The 16,849-nt window shown below is 36.4% G+C and carries 17 protein-coding genes; 7 read left to right on the top strand and 10 right to left on the bottom strand.

Annotation, left to right across the window (positions count from 1 at the left end):
• Position 1: 1 nt before the first annotated feature.
• From JJQ98_RS03565 to JJQ98_RS03540, 6 genes are read right to left on the bottom strand one after another with little or no spacing between them, the layout of a single operon-like run.
• Positions 2-2,131, bottom strand: a complete 2,130-nt coding sequence (locus JJQ98_RS03565; RefSeq protein WP_151104860.1) for a heavy metal translocating P-type ATPase — start codon at positions 2,129-2,131, stop codon at positions 2-4.
• A 1-nt stretch (position 2,132) separates the two neighbouring features.
• Positions 2,133-2,432 (bottom strand): hypothetical protein, encoded by a 300-nt coding sequence (locus tag JJQ98_RS08800; RefSeq protein WP_005021855.1) that lies wholly within the window; start codon positions 2,430-2,432, stop codon positions 2,133-2,135.
• Complete coding sequence (locus JJQ98_RS03555) at positions 2,407-2,772, bottom strand: magnetosome protein MamC family protein (protein WP_005021852.1); 366 nt, start codon at positions 2,770-2,772, stop codon at positions 2,407-2,409. Before JJQ98_RS03555 ends, JJQ98_RS08800 begins: the two co-directional genes overlap by 26 nt.
• A gap of 19 nt (positions 2,773-2,791) precedes the next feature.
• On the bottom strand, positions 2,792-3,022 hold the full coding sequence (locus JJQ98_RS03550; protein ID WP_005021849.1) for a hypothetical protein: 231 nt from the start codon (positions 3,020-3,022) through the stop codon (positions 2,792-2,794).
• A 3-nt stretch (positions 3,023-3,025) separates the two neighbouring features.
• Positions 3,026-3,613 carry a ferritin-like domain-containing protein gene (locus JJQ98_RS03545; protein ID WP_054198047.1) on the bottom strand — a complete coding sequence of 196 codons (588 nt, stop codon included), beginning with the start codon at positions 3,611-3,613 and terminating at the stop codon, positions 3,026-3,028.
• Positions 3,613-3,969 (bottom strand): HMA2 domain-containing protein, encoded by a 357-nt coding sequence (locus JJQ98_RS03540; protein ID WP_247596672.1) that lies wholly within the window; start codon positions 3,967-3,969, stop codon positions 3,613-3,615. The genes JJQ98_RS03545 and JJQ98_RS03540 overlap by 1 nt, the downstream gene beginning before the upstream one ends.
• Before the next feature lie 289 nt (positions 3,970-4,258).
• Here JJQ98_RS03540 and glnA point away from each other — a divergent pair, with 289 nt between their 5' ends.
• The 7 genes from glnA to JJQ98_RS03505 all read left to right on the top strand — a co-directional run bounded on the left by glnA (position 4,259) and on the right by JJQ98_RS03505 (position 11,025).
• Positions 4,259-5,695 carry a type I glutamate--ammonia ligase gene (gene glnA, locus JJQ98_RS03535; protein WP_005021841.1) on the top strand — a complete coding sequence of 479 codons (1,437 nt, stop codon included), beginning with the start codon at positions 4,259-4,261 and terminating at the stop codon, positions 5,693-5,695.
• A 46-nt stretch (positions 5,696-5,741) separates the two neighbouring features.
• On the top strand, positions 5,742-6,506 hold the full coding sequence (locus tag JJQ98_RS03530; RefSeq protein ID WP_005021839.1) for a YaaA family protein: 765 nt from the start codon (positions 5,742-5,744) through the stop codon (positions 6,504-6,506).
• Positions 6,507-6,548: 42 nt separating this feature from the next.
• Positions 6,549-7,292 (top strand): 3-oxoacyl-ACP reductase FabG, encoded by a 744-nt coding sequence (gene fabG, locus JJQ98_RS03525; RefSeq protein ID WP_005021838.1) that lies wholly within the window; start codon positions 6,549-6,551, stop codon positions 7,290-7,292.
• A gap of 66 nt (positions 7,293-7,358) precedes the next feature.
• Positions 7,359-7,592 (top strand): acyl carrier protein, encoded by a 234-nt coding sequence (gene acpP / locus JJQ98_RS03520; protein ID WP_005021837.1) that lies wholly within the window; start codon positions 7,359-7,361, stop codon positions 7,590-7,592.
• A gap of 55 nt (positions 7,593-7,647) precedes the next feature.
• Complete coding sequence (locus tag JJQ98_RS03515) at positions 7,648-8,877, top strand: beta-ketoacyl-ACP synthase II (RefSeq protein ID WP_065826853.1); 1,230 nt, start codon at positions 7,648-7,650, stop codon at positions 8,875-8,877.
• Between the two features lie 5 nt (positions 8,878-8,882).
• Positions 8,883-9,809 carry an acetyl-CoA carboxylase carboxyl transferase subunit alpha gene (gene accA, locus JJQ98_RS03510; protein WP_005021834.1) on the top strand — a complete coding sequence of 309 codons (927 nt, stop codon included), beginning with the start codon at positions 8,883-8,885 and terminating at the stop codon, positions 9,807-9,809.
• Complete coding sequence (locus JJQ98_RS03505) at positions 9,793-11,025, top strand: aminoacetone oxidase family FAD-binding enzyme (RefSeq protein ID WP_065828605.1); 1,233 nt, start codon at positions 9,793-9,795, stop codon at positions 11,023-11,025. Before accA ends, JJQ98_RS03505 begins: the two co-directional genes overlap by 17 nt.
• Here JJQ98_RS03505 and nrfD read toward each other — a convergent pair.
• The 4 genes from nrfD to JJQ98_RS03485 all read right to left on the bottom strand — a co-directional run bounded on the left by nrfD (position 11,020) and on the right by JJQ98_RS03485 (position 16,679).
• Positions 11,020-11,982 carry an NrfD/PsrC family molybdoenzyme membrane anchor subunit gene (gene nrfD, locus JJQ98_RS03500; RefSeq protein ID WP_060662950.1) on the bottom strand — a complete coding sequence of 321 codons (963 nt, stop codon included), beginning with the start codon at positions 11,980-11,982 and terminating at the stop codon, positions 11,020-11,022. The two genes, JJQ98_RS03505 and nrfD, sit on opposite strands and share 6 nt — an antisense overlap.
• A complete protein-coding gene (locus JJQ98_RS03495; RefSeq protein ID WP_005021831.1) occupies positions 11,979-12,548 on the bottom strand; it encodes a 4Fe-4S dicluster domain-containing protein in 570 nt (189 codons plus the stop codon). The genes nrfD and JJQ98_RS03495 overlap by 4 nt, the downstream gene beginning before the upstream one ends.
• A gap of 3 nt (positions 12,549-12,551) precedes the next feature.
• Positions 12,552-14,831, bottom strand: a complete 2,280-nt coding sequence (gene phsA, locus JJQ98_RS03490) for a thiosulfate reductase PhsA (protein WP_247596671.1) — start codon at positions 14,829-14,831, stop codon at positions 12,552-12,554.
• A 570-nt stretch (positions 14,832-15,401) separates the two neighbouring features.
• Positions 15,402-16,679 (bottom strand): NTP/NDP exchange transporter, encoded by a 1,278-nt coding sequence (locus JJQ98_RS03485; RefSeq protein WP_151104859.1) that lies wholly within the window; start codon positions 16,677-16,679, stop codon positions 15,402-15,404.
• Positions 16,680-16,849: the final 170 nt, after the last annotated feature.

Raw genomic sequence — 16,849 nt, 5'->3', positions numbered from 1 at the left:
TTTATTCCTTTTTTACTTTGATTTTTTGAATCGCATTAAACAAAAGTGCAATGGTTGTGCCATTATGTGCAAAAGCTGTTTGAATCGCAGAAAGTTTGCCAAAAGTCGCCAATCCCAAAATCAAACTATTAATTCCCACTGTGATTTTAAAATTCCTTTGCACTTTATTAAGACATGCAATAGCAAGCTCCCTTGCTTCAGCTACCGCTTCAATATCATCACGCAACAAAACAACATCGGCACTTGCTTTAGCAATATCCGCCCCTTTGTGCATTCCTATGCCCGTATCAGCCTTAATGAGTGCGGGTGCATCATTAATGCCATCGCCCACAAAAGCAACCTTCTTGCCCTCTTGCATAATTTGCTCTAAAATCTCTGCTTTTTGCGTGGGCAAAAGCTCGGCATAATAGCGATTTATCCCAAGCTCTTTTGCAATTTGTGCGGCTTTTTGTTTGGTATCGCCTGTTAGCATAATAATTTCTTTTACTCCACTTTGCCTCAATCTCTCCAAAGCTCTCTTAGAATTTTCTCTCAAAATGTCTTTGAGCAAAATTACACCCAACAGCTTAGAATCATAACCAATAAAAAGCAGGGTTTCGCCTCTTTTTAAGATTTTTTGTATTTCATTTTGATGCTGGATGAAAGAAATCCCCTCATCATCTTCCAAAAAATGCCGACTTCCAATCACAACGCTCTTGCCATTAATTTCGCTTTTTACCCCATGTGCAACAATAAAAGTAACTTCATCGTGATGAAAATGCACAAATTCCTTTTCCTTTGCGGCTTTTACTACTGCTTGTGCAACAGGATGAAAATAATGCTCTTCGATACTTGCAGCAAGATTCAAAATCAAATCTTCATTCCACTCTTTTGAAAAAGAATAAACTTCCAAAACCTCCAAATCCCCTTTGGTTAGAGTGCCTGTTTTGTCAAAAATAAACACTTCGCTCATTTGCAAAGATTCTAGGCTTTTTGCACCCTTTATAATAATCCCTTCTTTCCCCGCACTTGAAATAGCAGATTTAAAAGCCACGGGCGTAGTTAGCTTCAACGCACAAGAATAATCTGCCTGCAAAACACTTGCAGCACGCATTAAATCTCGCGTAAAAAGATAAGAAAAAATAGACAATCCCAAAGTAATAGGGACTAAAGAATCTGCCATCTTAGAAGCACTTAATTCTTTTGCGGATTTTTGCACCAAAGTTTCTTCAATATAATTTTTAATTCGTGCCATTGCGGTATCACCGCCCACACTTTCTGCCCACACCCTAATATTACCTTCTTGGACAATTGTGCCAGATAAAACTCTATCTCCTCTACCTTTGTAAGTTGGAGTAGCCTCCCCTGTCATAGAAATTTGATTAACTAACGCTTCCCCTTTGATGATATGCCCATCAATCAAAATCGTTTCCCCCGCTCCTATAACGACAATATCCCCAATCTTTAATTCTTCACTTGACACTTGTTTAAGAGAAATTCCATTTTTGTCCCTAACTTCAATCCACGCATTTCCGCCAGTTGGCTTAGAAAGCTCTTTGATTAAATCATCACTCTTATACATTGTAATTTCTTCGATATATTCACCAAGTGCCAACATAAAGTTTGTAGAATTAGCCGTTTTAAAATCTCTCAAATAGAGGGAAATTGCCACTGCCATTGCTTCTAGGGTACGTGAATTAATGCCATTTTGCCAAGTTTCTTTGATTCCACTTACAAGCAAAGGAAAACAAGCAATAAGAGAAAATCCCATTTTAAGGGGCAAACTATTCAAAAAAGGGGAAACTAATAGTGCTGTTGTAGCCCTCACCACTTCAGCTGAGCTTGGAATCTCATCTCTTAGTGCTAAATAGCTATCTTCATTTTTTTGGATATTGCACTGCTTAATATGCTTCAATAAAATTTGATAGATTGTTTCTTGAATCCGCTCTAAATCCCCATTATATTGAACAATAATATTATTCAATATTGTATTAATACGCACATTTAAAATCCCTGGAAGGCTATCTAATTCGATACGCAAAGGCATAGGATTAACCCTAAAATCCTTCAAGCAAGAATATTTAAATCTTGCACGATTCTTTGTAGAATGGATAAGTTTCAGCGTTAGAGCGTATTTAAATTGAGTGTGCATTTTATTCTTGTGAATTTACCTCTGCTTTGGCATCTTCATAACGCTCTTTTAATTCCTCTATACCTGCTTCAAAAAGTCCGCTCACTTTTGCAAATCCTTTGAAAATAGCTCTTTGTGCATTTTCATTAGTCAAAATAAAAGTCGCCACTGCACCAATTAATGCACCTTTGATAAAATCTTTTTGTGTGTTTTGATCCCCAAAAACATTCAAAATACCATTGTTTTGCTTATCTGCATTTTGCTGCGTGTTTGTAGAATTATTTTGTATATAGGGATTATTTGGATTTGGTTGATTTGTCATTTACTCTCCTTGTTGTGAAATTTTGTGAATTTTGCTTAAAAGCTTGTTGGATTCCATATACACCAGCCACCCCTAATGCTACATAGGACATTGCCTCTAGGGCATTTGACAAAGGCTTTTTAGCAGGATTTCCAAGTGCATTAGTTGCTGCAATACCACTTGCTGCAATAATTCCTCCCTCAAGCGTTGCTTTTAATGTGGTATTAATCGCTTCGCTTTTGCTCACTTCACCTTTTTTATATTTGGAATATTCATAAACTCCGCTTACCATAGCTCCGATAATTGAACCACTTATCGTATGCCCAACGACAGAACGCGGGATTCCTGTATTTATTATCATCAATAATCCTTCAACTTATTTACTCTACTTTTTGTGATTTTTTTGTAAGTCTTTTTCTAACAACCCGCTTCACTTCTACATTATTATTTGGAGTTTTCTCATTGTCTTTTTTAGGTTTTGCACAATCTTCCCCATCTAGCTTAGCAAAACTTTTTGCAAAATCAACTCCCTTTTGAAGCATATCTTTTTTGGTAAATAACAATGCTACTCCAGACCCGATTACTAAACCTGCGATAAATGGTAATGCCATAATTTACTCCTTATTTTGATTTAAAAATTCATTGAGAATAATCGCCCCAAACGCTCCCAAAATCATTCCGCCCATAAGGGAATAATTAAGCTTATTAAGGAAAGCCTCCAACTGTCCTTGTGTAAGCTCTCCATTTTGGAGTTGTGCTACAATTTCTCCTGTCTCACTCAAAAGTGCTCTGCCATTATTGATTTTATCCAGCAAACCAGTATTTGCATTCAAAGCATTAAAGAGTGAAGGAATGTGATTGTTAAAAGAAGCAGCTTGCAAACGATAAAAAGTATCAAGCACCAAAGAATCTTGCTCCCCCTCAATCAAAGAATTATAAAGTGCGATATTTTGATTTTCATTCTCTATTGCCGCTTCTAAAGCCCCTGATAAAGTATTAGGTATCACAATATCTTCATAAGGATTCTGCGGAATTGGCACATTGAGATTTTGCAAATGCAAACTTAAAGCGTTGATATGGTTTGCCTCTGATTGAAACAAATTCGCAAAAGGCATTCCATAAAGCTGCATAGCCTTGTTATAAAAACTATATGCCTTGTATTCATCATCTAATGCGATTAATATTTTCTCTTGTGTTGTCATCAAATCTCTTTTATCATCCAATTAATTTTGTTGGCAATTTCCTCAAGCCTCTCACCCTTTATGCAAGATTCCCAATAAATAGGCTCAAACAAATTAGTATCATATTGTATAGTAAGTGAGCCAATAATCTTATTAAACTTGATAGATTTTATAGCGGGGCTAGCTTCTATTGCTTCTAAAATATTAAAGGGGTTAATCGTATCATTTTCTTGCAAGAATTTTTTTAATTTTGCACTTGCACGCAATCGGATTCTACCATCAATATGATGAATAATAGAAAAATATTCTGCAAACATTTCTAAGTCTTGAGGCGTGATAGAATAATTTTGTATCAAACTTTTCTCCCCCAACGACATTATCTCCCCTAAATTTTCAAGATATTTAAGCTCAAAAATTAGGAATTATAATACAACACCATTAATATAAACTTAAATATTAATGCTATTAAATAAATTATGGGATATTCTCATAGTTTAATAATGCCTATTAACAACGATTTTGATTGCTAACTATCATATAATAATGATAACTATAAATATCCTTTCTGCATTCATCGATTCAACATTATAGACTTTTATTAAAACTTAACTTAGAAATAACAAAAAAAATGCTAAGATTCCAAAAAATTTTAACAAGGGAACATTAATGCAACGACCACAAATAGACACAAAAGCTGTAGCAAAGTTTTTTGAAGAATGCAAAGCAAATGAAGTTGAATTCATAGATTTTAGATTCACAGATATCAAAGGCATATGGCACCATCTTTCTTTTAGTGCAAGTGCAATTGATGAAAGCAGTTTTGAAGGAATCCCTTTTGATGCGAGCTCTATCCATGGTTGGCAACCTGTAGATAAATCGGATATGATTTTGATTCCTGATCCTGTGCGATATTTTATCGACCCATTTACCGCTGATACAACAATGGTAGTTTTCTGCGATGTGTGGGATATTTACAAAAATGAACCTTATGAGAAATGCCCTCGCAGTATCGTAAAAAGAGCGATGAAATACCTAAAAGAGAGCGGGATTGGAGATGTTGCATATTATGGACCAGAAAATGAATTTTTTGTCTTTGATTCTATCAAAATCAAAGATTCTGTGAATTGCCAGTATTACGAAATCGACACAGAAGAAGGCGAATGGAATCGGGACAAAGAATTTGATGGAGTAAATATGGGGCATCGACCCGGGACAAAGGGGGGATACTTCCCAGTAGCTCCAGTGGATTCTATGGTAGATATCCGTGCAGAAATGGTTAAAGTGCTTAATCAAGTAGGTTTAGAAACTTTTGTAGTGCATCATGAAGTAGCACAAGGGCAAGGTGAAATTGGTGTGAAATTTGGCGATATGCTCGAAGCAGCCGACAATGTCCAAAAGCTTAAATATGTCGTCAAAATGGTTGCACACCTTAATGGCAAAACTGCCACTTTTATGCCAAAACCGCTTTATAACGACAATGGCAGCGGAATGCACACGCACATTAGCATTTGGAAAGAAGGGAAAAACCTCTTTGCAGGGGACGCATACGAAGGTTTAAGCGAAATGGCATTACACTTCCTGGGCGGAGTGCTAAAACACGCGCGCGGACTAGCAGCTTTTACAAATGCAAGCACAAACTCTTATAAAAGACTAATTCCGGGCTTTGAGGCACCAAGTATCCTTACATATTCTGCACAAAATCGTAGTGCTAGTATCCGAATCCCCTATAATAGCGGAGAAAAAGCTAAGAGAATGGAATTTAGATTCCCTGATAGCTCTAGCAATCCTTATCTTGCATTTTCTGCATTACTCATGGCTGGACTTGATGGAATTACACAAAAATGCGATCCGGGCAAACCTATGGAAGTCAATCTCTTTGAATTAACTCTTGATGAAATCCGCGAAAAAGGCATCAAACAACTCCCACACACTTTACGCCACGCTGTGGAAGAAATGCTTGTAGATAGAGCTTATCTCAAAGAGGGGGCAGTATTTTCTGAAGAATTTATTCAAACTTACAAAAAATTCAAATTTGAAACAGAAATTTGGCCTTGGGAAGGACGCCCACACCCATTTGAATTTTTAACAACTTATAGTTGCTAGGATTCGGCTTCCTAGCTTTCAAGCTTATTCTCCAACAAGGTTTTCAATGTGGTTTTTATTTTCTCCAAGTGAAAAAAAGCACCTCCATCACCCCAAAGAAACTCTCAATACAGCTAGATTCTATGATAACTTTTTGGCACAAAATCTACAAGAAGTTTTAGAAAAATACGCCTCTTATCTACAAACAAGCAATGATTATGCTATCCAAAAACTTTTTGGGACTAAGCACATTCCCCTAGAAGAACTTGCTCTAGCACAAAATATTCTCAATTCCCCTATTGTGGATTCTATTTTGCGTTATAGTGGAGTAGCCTATAAAGCACTAGATTTTCTTGCTTTAAACACAAAAGAACAAAATTATCTCAAACAGCGAGTGCTGATTTTTTCGAATCTTTTTGGGATTCTTAGGGCAGAAGATAAAATTCCCTATTATGATTTAAAACAAGGTGAAGGATTTTTGGATTTTGATACCAAAAATTTTTACAAACAAAACCGAGCAAATTTCCTAAATTTCCTCAACAAAGAAAAAGAAATTTTGGATTTACGCGCAGGTTTTTATCAAAAATGTTTAGAGTTGCCACAAGACTTTATCATCTATGAACCCATTTTCCTCAAAAATTCAAAAGTTGTTAGCCACTATGCCAAACACTATCGAGGGATTCTACTTAAAGAATGTGCCAAAAGCCAACTACAAAGCCTAAATGACTTAAAAAACCTAGAAATACAAGGCTTAAAATTACTCAATATTGACACAAAGACAATCAAAAATATCCAAAAAAACTTTTTAACTTATGAAGTAAAAAATGATTGATTTTGTGTATAATTTGGATTTTAACAAACATAAGGAAAGAGAATGAAATTTCGCGGAAAAAATGTTTTAATCACAGGTGCAAGCAAAGGAATTGGTGCAGAAATTGCAAAAGAACTCGCTCAAATGGGCTTAAAAGTGTGGATTAATTATCGCTCCAAACCCGAACTTGCAGATAATCTCAAAAAAGAAATAGAAAATAATGGAGGACAAGCCGCTGTTATTTGCTTTGATGCGACTAATGAAAAAGATTTTATCGCCGGGATAGAAGCAATTCTTAGTAGCGATGGAGAATTAAGCTATCTTGTCAATAATGCAGGCATTACCAACGATAAACTTTCTATGCGCATGCAGGTAGAAGATTTTAATGGGGTTTTAGAGGCTAATCTCACTTCTTGTTTTATTGGTTGCAGAGAAGCATTAAAAATTATGAGAAAACAAGGTTATGGCAGCGTAGTTAATATCGCCTCTATCATAGGAGAAATCGGCAATATTGGGCAATGCAATTATGCAGCTAGCAAAGGCGGTATGATAGCTATGACAAAATCCTTTGCCAAAGAAGGTGGAAGCAAAGCAATCCGCTTTAATTGCATTACTCCGGGATTCATTCAAAGCGATATGACAGAAAACCTAAAAGAAGAAATCAAAGCTTCTTATGCTGCAAATATTCCACTGGGTAGATTTGGAAATGGCAAAGAGGTTGCAGGAGCAGTTGCATTTTTACTTTCAGACCACGCAAACTATATCACTGGCGAGGTTTTAAAAGTAAATGGCGGATTATATATGTAAAATTTAATTTTTTTAAGAAAAACTTAGATACAATAACAATTTATGAATTTTTGTAAGGAGATTTAAATGGCAATTTTTGATGATGTAAAGGCAGTTGTAGTAGAGCAGCTCAATGTAAATGAAGGTGAAATAAAGCCTGAATCAAGATTTGTAGAAGATTTAGGTGCAGATTCTTTGGATGTTGTAGAGCTTGTTATGGCATTAGAAGAAAAATTTGATATTAATGTGCCTGATGAAGATGCAGAAAAAATTTCAACCGTTGGCGATATTGTAGCTTATATCGAAAAAGCAAAAAACTAAAAACATAAAGTATGCCTTTTTGGCATACACAAAATTATATATGCGAGGATAGAAAATGCGAAGAGTAGTAGTTACAGGAATAGGAATGATTAATTCTTTGGGATTAAATAGAGAAGATTCTTTTAGAGCTATTATCGAAGGAAAATGTGGAATTAAAACAATCTCCTCTTTTGACGCTTCGGAATTTCCCGTAAAAATTGCTGCAGAAATTACGGATTTTGATCCAAATAGCGTAATGGATGCTAAAGAAGTCAAAAAAGCAGACCGATTTATTCAGCTTGGCATTAAAGCCTCCAAAGAAGCTATGGAAGATAGTGGGCTAGTAGATTCACAAAAGAATTTACTTGTAGATGGTGAAAGATTTGGAATCAGCTCCGCTTCTGGTATTGGCGGATTAGGAAATATCGAAAAAAACTCTGTAATTAATTTTGAAAAAGGTCCTAGACGCATTTCTCCATTTTTTATTCCTTCTGCATTAGTTAATATGCTTGGTGGATTTATCTCGATTGATTTTTCACTAAAAGGACCAAATCTAGCAAGCGTTACAGCGTGTGCGGCAGGGACTCATGGCATTATTGAAGCTGCTAAAACCATTATGTTAAATAGCGCGGATAGAATGCTTGTAGTGGCCGCGGAATCTGCGATATGTGGAGTTGGAATTGGTGGATTTGCAGCGATGAAAGCACTTTGTGATAGGAATGATGAACCACAGCTCGCTTCAAGACCTTTTGATGCACAAAGAAGTGGTTTTGTTATGGGAGAAGGGGCTGCGGCTCTTGTATTGGAAGATTATGAAATCGCAAAAGCTAGGGGTGCTAAGATTTATGCAGAATTAGTTGGATTTGGTGAAAGCGGAGACGCAAATCACATTACTACACCAGCTCCCGAAGGAGAAGGTGCTTATAGAGCAATGAAAGCGGCACTTACTATGGCAAATACTCAAGTTGATTATATCAATGCACACGGGACTAGCACCAAATACAACGATTACTATGAAACATTGGCATTAAAAAAAGTATTCAATGGTTCTGTCCCTCCTGTAAGCTCAACAAAAGGACAAATTGGGCATTGTCTTGGTGCTGCTGGAGGACTAGAGGCAGTTATTTCTATCATGGCAATGCAAAAAGGAATATTGCCCCCAACAATCAATCAAACGCAAAAAGACCCCGATTGCGATTTAGATTATATTCCAAATGTTGCTAGAGAAGCAAAAATTGACACAATCATGAGCAATTCCTTTGGTTTTGGTGGGACCAATGGGGTAGTGATTTTCAAAAGAGTGTAAATAAAGTGGCAACCTATTTAGATTTCGAACTCAAAATCAAAACACTTCAAGAAAATATCGCGACTGCCCAACTCAAGGGCGATACACACGCCATAGAGATTCTTCAAAAAGATTTAGAAAAAGAAGTAGAAAGAGTTTATTCAAATCTCTCAGATTACCAAAAGCTACAATTAGCTAGACACCCTGATAGACCCTATGCGATGGATTATATAGGAATTTTATTAAAAGATTCAATAGAAATTCATGGCGATAGACATTTTAGCGATGATAATGCCATTGTTTGTTTTTTGGGGAAAATTGACCATCAAAAAGTAATGGTAATTGGCGAAGAAAAAGGTAGAGGGACCAAAAACAAACTGCAAAGAAATTTTGGTATGCCAAACCCAGAAGGCTATCGCAAAGCCTTGCGTGTTGCAAAAATGGCTGAAAAATTTGAAATTCCGCTTTTAATGTTTGTAGATACGCCCGGTGCATATCCCGGAGTTGGTGCAGAAGAAAGAGGGCAAAGCGAAGCCATTGCAAAGAATCTTCAAGAATTTAGCCAACTTAAAATCCCCACAATCTCTATTGTTATAGGTGAGGGAGGAAGTGGCGGAGCTTTAGCCATTAGCGTTGCTGATAGGCTTGCAATGATGGAATACTCTGTGTTTAGCGTAATCTCCCCAGAGGGCTGTGCGGCAATTTTATGGAATGACCCAAGTAAAATTGAAAATGCCACGCAAGCACTCAAAATCACACCCAATGAATTAAAAGCCGCAAAACTCATTGATGATATCATCAAAGAGCCAATCATTGGAGCACATAGAGACAAAGAAGGGGCTGCACAAGCCATCAAAGAATATTTTTTAAATTCACTAAAAGAGATTCAAAATGATAAAAACTATCTGCAAACACGCTATGATAAGCTAATGTCTTATGGGAGTTTCCAATAATTTCAAAATAGCTATCATCGGTGCAGGTGCTAGTGGAATCTTTTGTGCAACCTTGCTTGCTTCTTTGAAGATTCCCCTTATTCTTTTTGACAAAAATAAAACCCTTGGCAAAAAACTCCTAGCCACCGGTAATGGGCATTGCAACATTCACAATAAAAACCTAAAACACTCATACTACCAAAGTACAAGTTTCACCCCTCAAGAAATCCAAACTATTCTTAATAATTTTGATTATTTTGCTTTTGAAAAGCATTGCAAAAAAATCGGATTATTCTTAGAATGCAAAGATAATGGCAAAATCTATCCAGCCTCTAGCAGTGCAAAATCTGTCATCAATATCTTTGAATCCCTACTCAAAGAATCTCATATTTCCTTGAAGTTGCAAGAAGAAATTCTTTCTCTTTCTTACAAAGAAGAATCTTTTTGCCTCCAAAGCACCCAAAATTCTTATACTTTTTCACATGTTATTCTTGCTTGTGGCAGTGAAGCCTCACCAAAACTCGGAGGAAGCGACAAAGGCTTACTTCTGGCTCAAAAATTAGGATTAGAGATTCTACCCACCTACCCTTCTTTAGTCCCTCTTAAACTCAACTCTACTGCTATTAACAATCTAAGCGGTATTAAAATCAAAGCAAACATCACCCTAAAGGACGATGATGCCACTCTATTTAAAACCTATGATGATATACTTTTTACCAATTATGGAGTATCTGGCTTTGGCATTTTGGATCTTTCATCCTATTTGCACCAAGCCAAAAATCCAAAAATCATCTTAGATTTATTGCCTAATTTTTCCTCCCAACAACTTGAAAAGTCTTTGATTTATCTTATCAAAAGCTACCCAAATAGAAGCACAAAAGAAATTTTAAGCGGCTTTATTCACCCCAAACTAGCTCAACTATTAAGCGAGAATCTCAAATTAAAAATCACCAACACAAAAACCATCAAACACACAATCTACACACTCAAAAACCTACTTTTAGATTCTCCAAGTTATTATGGCTTTGAAAGTGCGGAAGTCAGTGGAGGCGGTGTAAGTGGAAATGAAATTTCAAAACAAACCTTTGAAAGCAAAAAGTTTAAAAATCTCTATCTCATCGGAGAAATGCTAGATATAGTTGGTAATAGAGGTGGATATAATCTTGCTTTTGCGTGGGCTAGTGCGTGGGCTTGCACAAAAGCCATAAGCACCCACTTAGCACAAAGGGGATTATAAAATCCCCAAATGCAATTGCCCTGCATACAAAATATACATTCTTAATGCAAAAACCCCAATCATAATAGAAACCGCATTCAAAAGAATGAAATTAACCTTATAGGCATGATTTTTAAGTGCCGTTAATGCAATCACACTCGGAATAACCACGCTAAAGCCAATCACCCCAAGCCAAAATACCCACGCCCAAGCCCCAACACTTAAAGCAGTAATTGCAGCTATCGCTTTTTCTCCTCCTTGAAAATATAAACCCACAAAAAGTGCAAAAAGCAACAAAGATTCAATAGGAATAACCCGCAAATCCATTGTCAAAAGATATTTAGTAGTATTTTGTGAAACTTCTTTTTCAAAAAACAACAATCCCACACAGATACAAGCTGCAATTCCGCTAGATAAACCACTTGCAAGAAATAAAATAGGCAAAATAGGACTATTATAAAGAGGGAATGTTTGCACCGCAGAAAGAAGGAATCCTGTATAAACCCCCACACCCGCAGCCAAAGCAAATACCAATCGTCCAAACCAAAGAGAATGTGCTTCAAGCCAATCTAAGATTCCACTAAATGTTTTCATTAATCCGCCCAAAAAGCTATTTTCAAGTGCATTTCTATACCTCATCACTGCATATACCACAGAAAGCGGAGTATAAAAAAGAAGCAACAACACCCCCAAAGACATCACCGAGCTAAAATTATAGGTAATCAGCAAACGATAAAAATTAAGTGGTTTTGTCAAATCAAAAATCAAAAGCACTAATCCCAAAATAATTGTCAATGGAGCAATCAAAACTCCCGCTCTTACAAATGCGTCCCATGGGGCTTTCTTTTGTGGATTCATCCACTCCACACTCAAAGCCGTCATCATCGCCCCGCTCGATAATCCCGCCAAAAACAAATAAACTGCAATCAACCAATGCCATACAATACTCGGATTCTCCGGTCCCCAAATCTCATTCATAGCTCAATACCTCCTTTGTTGTTAGGAATAACAAATAATTTTGGCTTTGTCCCCAAATGTGGCTTGTTTGTGATAAAAGGTTTTGTGGATAAAATATCAAAAATCGGACTATTTGGATCATCTAAATCCCCAAAAATCAACGCATCTGTAGGACATACTGCAACACAAGCAGGCTCTCCATATTGCTTTAGGTGGGTATGCTTACAAAAATTACACTTATCTGGAACTTTTGTTTCTGGATTGACATAACGCGCATTATATGGACAAGCCACCACACAATAAAGACAGCCCACGCATTTATTTGCATCAATATCCACAATCCCATCTTCATCCATAAATGAAGCATGGGTTGGACAAACCGTCACACAGGGCGTATGTTCGCACATTTCACAAGAATGCCTCACATAATTAAAAGACAAATTTGGAAAAACTCCATGGGGTCCATCCATTTTTACTTTAAGCCTAAAAAAGCCATCAGGAACTGCATTTTCGCTCCTACAAGCAATCGTGCAACCTTGACAACCAATACATTTTATAGAATCGTGAATCATTGCATATTTTGCCATTTTTTACCCCTCAACCTTTTGAATTTTTACGCCAATTGTATGCACATTATTTCCTGCCACAGGCGAAATAGTATTTTCTAGCAAATGCCCCGCACTCAATCCTTTGCCATAAGAAATGGTATTGTGCTTGCTTGTATGTCCAAAACCAAAATACGCAAAAAGCGTATCCTCTCTAATCCCAATTGTCGGCAAAACACTGCCAATTTGGCTTCCATTTTTGCTTGTAATTTTGATTTTATCTCCTTTTTTGAGATTCATCTTTTTTGCCACTTTTTCATGAATCCACACTGCATTATCATTCATCAAAGTATTAAGCCATGGAACATTAGCTGTATGCCCATTTGTATGCACCGCGGTTTTGCCTTGAATAAAATAAAAATCCCCATCACCTTTTAGTTTTGGATCATTATAAGTCAATCCTCCTCTACCACAAGCTTTTTGCAACACTTCATCATAAAGCTCTATTTTTCCACTTTTGGTATTACATTTCAAAAACTCTGCAAACTCATTATCAGAATCCAAAAACTGCTTAGAATTAGGGTATTTCTCTACAAATTTTTTAACACTTTCTGGATCTCTAGCAAGAAGAGGGATTCCATAGCTCATCAAGCCTTTATGCTTGATTTCAAACATATCTTCTGGATACTCATATCCCTGCTTCATTCTAAAATCGTCCATATCTTTATAAGGAAATGCATCGCCATAACCCATTTTTTGTGCAAGTTCCAAATAAATTTGCCAAGAGGGCTTTGTATTTCCAATCGTTTTTACTACTTTTTGACGCACTTGATAGCCCGGATTTTTTCCATTATTTGCCAAAAATTGCTCATCTCTCTCCAAATAAGTAGATTCTGGCAATATAATATCTGCATATTGTGCGGTATCTGAAATATAAACATCCACACACACAAATAACTCAAGCTTTTTAATCGCCTCCACCACAGAATCAGAGCCTGCCACCGTCATCACAGGATTAGAACGCGTAATAAACACACCTTTTAGTGCATAAGGATTACCACTTAAAATACATTCATAAATTTTGCTATAAACACCACGATTCTTAGGAATCTTGCTAAATTCCCCTTCTTTAACATCTACAAAGTCAATGCGAGGCTGTTTTGGCTCTGGAAGTTTTGGAAGAATCGAGCCTTTAAATATAGGTGCTACCTTTTCTCCTGCGATTTTATTGTAGATTCCAGCTCCTTTTGGAAAATACAATCCACCTTTAACTTCCATATTCCCCAAAAGTGCGTTTGCAATTGCAATAGAACGCCTAAATTCAATCTCTTCTGGAGTAAATGTCGCCCTATGCCCAAAATCCACCATACAATGCGGTGCGAAACTCGCACACTCTCTAGTTAGTGCGATGATTTTATCAGCAGGAATATCGCATTCTTTTGCCATTTTTTCTGGAGTATAATCTTTAATGCTTTCTTTAAGCTTATCAAAGCCGATAGTGTATTTTTCAACAAATTTTTTATCATACAACTCTTCAAAAATCAAGGTATGCAAAAAAGCCATCATAAAGGCAGCATCTCCACCCGGGCGAATTGGAATCCACTCACTTGCTTTTGAAGACAAAATAGAAAATCTCGGATCAAGGGAAACCAATTTACAGCCATTTTCTAATGCCTGTGTAATACCTCTTGCATAGCTAATCACCATACCTTCATACACATTATGTCCAAAATTCAGCATAAACTTACAATTTGCAAAATCTCTGCTTACTCCGCCATTTCCATACACACTCATTAACGCTGTAGTATAGCCTGAAGGACAAGTATTCCCATGATCAAAAATATTTGGACTACCATAAGCATAAGCAAATTGATTTAAAAAGGTTTGTTCAGGACCCGTTTTTGATGCAAATGCAACCGTATGTGCTCCGTATTTTTCTTTAATTTCATTCAGTTTCTTTGCAATATACCCATACGCTTCTTCCCAACTGACCTCTTTCCATTTGCCTTCCCCTCTCTCTCCCACTCTCATAATAGGATTAACAAGGCGATTTGGATCATAAAGCTGACTTACTCCTGAACCTCCCCTAGCACAAACCGCCCCACCTGTAGCAATAGAAAAGGGATTCCCTTGTATAAATACTTTGCTCCCATTATCCACTCTTGCTTCAATAGGACAACGAGTGCTACACATTTCACAAATGCTAGGGACGAATTTAGATGAACCTTCAATTTTTCCGCTAAAAGCACCAAGAGTCCCGGGTATACCCAATGCCACAGAGCCTACCCCCATACCTTTTAGAAAATCTCTACGATGAATACTCAACTTCTCCTCCTTATATTTAGCTTACACTTTTATTTTACTACCTTAGATAAAAAAAGAAATGTAATAAAATCACATAAACTAGCATTTTCTTTATATAAATTTTTATATAATTTATATAAAAATTTTCATCTTTTTATCTCTATAAATTCCTATATTTAGGTAATTTATAGCAATGAAATTATTCATTTTTGTTATTTTTACCAAATATAAAATGTAATATTTTGTAACACATATTACAAACACAATAAACACAATTTCTTATATTTGATTCCTAACCACTTAAAACTATTATAAACAGAAATATTTGCCACAACCACGAACGATTAAATTTCTCAAAGGCTAGAAATAGAGGAATCTTTTGTCGCTATATTATTTGTATTGATTATTTAAATAAAATTTCACTTACTTTAAGCATTCTTTGCTATAATTTCTCTGCCCATCTTTTTTGAGATTTGTTTGGGGTGGGCATAAGTTTTAAAGACTTAGTTTAGAGGGATTTCCCTCGAAGAATTTTTGACTCTTTATTATTTAAGTTTTTGGACTCCTCTTTATTTGGGGAAGAGGAGTCTTTTAACTTTCTTTTATCTTATTTTCATACCCCTTTGCAAGATACAGCCCTAAAGCTCCCCATATAAAGGACAATCCTGCACCCACTAAAAGTGTAATGCCCACTCCAAATTTAATAAGCACACCTTCAAGCTGTGAAGATATCGCATCACCACCACGATACACCACAGTATCAAAGAAGTTTTTGACTTTGTATTTAGAATCTGAATCTAGCGGCACAAAGAGCATTTCTCGTCCGGGCTTTACAAGTGCATATTCACCCACTCTACACAAACTCATCACAATCACAAAGGGCAAAAACATCGGATGCGTAAAGCTTAGGACAATAAACCCCACACCCACCACAAAGCCTAACAAAGAAAGCAGCCATTTCATACCTAAAAACTCCACAATCTTTGCAGTAAAAAAGATTTGGATAATAAAACTTGCCATTTGCACGATAAAATCAATATTAGCAAAAGCTTGTGTGCGTTCTTCACGCGTAAGGAAAAGCTCTTTGATGATTCTAGCTTGCTCCACATACAAAAAGGTGCTGACACTTGTAAGCAACAAAATAAAAGCAAGAAACGCCAAAAGATACTTTGAGTGCATAATAAGGCTAAATCCCACAAAAGGATTCTTAGAGCCAATGGGCTTTTGGAATCTTTGCATAAAAGATTCTTTATTTGGGGCTAGATTGTGTGCTTCTTGGAGTAAAAACCATTTTATCACTAAGGCTAGGAGCAAAAACACGATAGAAACAAAAATAAAATTTGTATTGCCTATATGGGTAACAAGCAAGCTTACCATTGATGCTCCAACGATACTCCCAAGGCTTGCTCCAGCAGAGATAATGCCAAAGAGTCGCTTACTAGAATCTCTACTAAACACATCAGCAAGCAAACTCCACGCACTAGAAATCGCAAAGAGATTAAACACCGATACCCACACATAAAACACGCGACAAAGCCAAATAAAGCCTTGTGTATGTGGAGATACTTGATTCATCGCGATATAAAAGACTAAGAGATTGAGGGCAAAAAAGAGATAGATAGCATTAAGATAATTTTTGCGTTTTACCCTCGTGCTAAGCCACATTGCAAGGAGTGAAGCAAGAAGTGTCGTGATAAAGGTGGCAAGAAAAAGCCATTTAATCTCTTTATCTCCACCCTCTATCCCAAACGCATCACGCAAAGGACGCAAGATAGCATAGCTTGCAAAAAGCAAAAAGATAAAACTCGCCGCATACAAAAAGAGCTTAAACTCTTCTTGCTTGAGATTAAATATTTTATAAAACAACATAGAATCCACTCACTTAAAATTAATTTCACAAGGTAAATTATAAGACCTTACACTTAGTGTTTGTCAAGTCAAAATTTAAAGAATTTTGCAACCCTCAAACATTAATCAAATATGATAATTTACGAAATAGAGCAAATTCCTAACTACAATTTTGCTTTGGGTTTTTCTAT

It is taken from the genome of Helicobacter pullorum NCTC 12824 (assembly GCF_017979475.1).
In the GTDB taxonomy this organism is placed as follows: Bacteria; Campylobacterota; Campylobacteria; order Campylobacterales; family Helicobacteraceae; genus Helicobacter_D; species Helicobacter_D pullorum.
Note: the sequence above shows the minus strand (reverse complement) of the source record. Positions and strands in the feature narration are given on the sequence as shown.

Bases quoted from the DNA above. Each gene is read 5' to 3' on its own strand.
- JJQ98_RS03545 (WP_054198047.1), bottom strand. From the start codon at position 3,613: ATGACAACACAAGAGAAAATATTAATCGCATTAGATGATGAATACAAG.
- JJQ98_RS03565 (WP_151104860.1), bottom strand. From the start codon at position 2,131: ATGCACACTCAATTTAAATACGCTCTAACGCTGAAACTTATCCATTCT.
- JJQ98_RS03495 (WP_005021831.1), bottom strand. From the start codon at position 12,548: ATGGCAAAATATGCAATGATTCACGATTCTATAAAATGTATTGGTTGT.
- JJQ98_RS03530 (WP_005021839.1), top strand. From the start codon at position 5,742: ATGTGGTTTTTATTTTCTCCAAGTGAAAAAAAGCACCTCCATCACCCC.
- JJQ98_RS03555 (WP_005021852.1), bottom strand. From the start codon at position 2,772: ATGATAATAAATACAGGAATCCCGCGTTCTGTCGTTGGGCATACGATA.
- acpP (WP_005021837.1), top strand. From the start codon at position 7,359: ATGGCAATTTTTGATGATGTAAAGGCAGTTGTAGTAGAGCAGCTCAAT.
- JJQ98_RS03550 (WP_005021849.1), bottom strand. From the start codon at position 3,022: ATGGCATTACCATTTATCGCAGGTTTAGTAATCGGGTCTGGAGTAGCA.
- JJQ98_RS03515 (WP_065826853.1), top strand. From the start codon at position 7,648: ATGCGAAGAGTAGTAGTTACAGGAATAGGAATGATTAATTCTTTGGGA.
- nrfD (WP_060662950.1), bottom strand. From the start codon at position 11,982: ATGAATGAGATTTGGGGACCGGAGAATCCGAGTATTGTATGGCATTGG.
- fabG (WP_005021838.1), top strand. From the start codon at position 6,549: ATGAAATTTCGCGGAAAAAATGTTTTAATCACAGGTGCAAGCAAAGGA.
- JJQ98_RS03540 (WP_247596672.1), bottom strand. From the start codon at position 3,969: ATGTCGTTGGGGGAGAAAAGTTTGATACAAAATTATTCTATCACGCCT.
- JJQ98_RS03505 (WP_065828605.1), top strand. From the start codon at position 9,793: ATGGGAGTTTCCAATAATTTCAAAATAGCTATCATCGGTGCAGGTGCT.
- JJQ98_RS03485 (WP_151104859.1), bottom strand. From the start codon at position 16,679: ATGTTGTTTTATAAAATATTTAATCTCAAGCAAGAAGAGTTTAAGCTC.
- glnA (WP_005021841.1), top strand. From the start codon at position 4,259: ATGCAACGACCACAAATAGACACAAAAGCTGTAGCAAAGTTTTTTGAA.
- JJQ98_RS08800 (WP_005021855.1), bottom strand. From the start codon at position 2,432: ATGACAAATCAACCAAATCCAAATAATCCCTATATACAAAATAATTCT.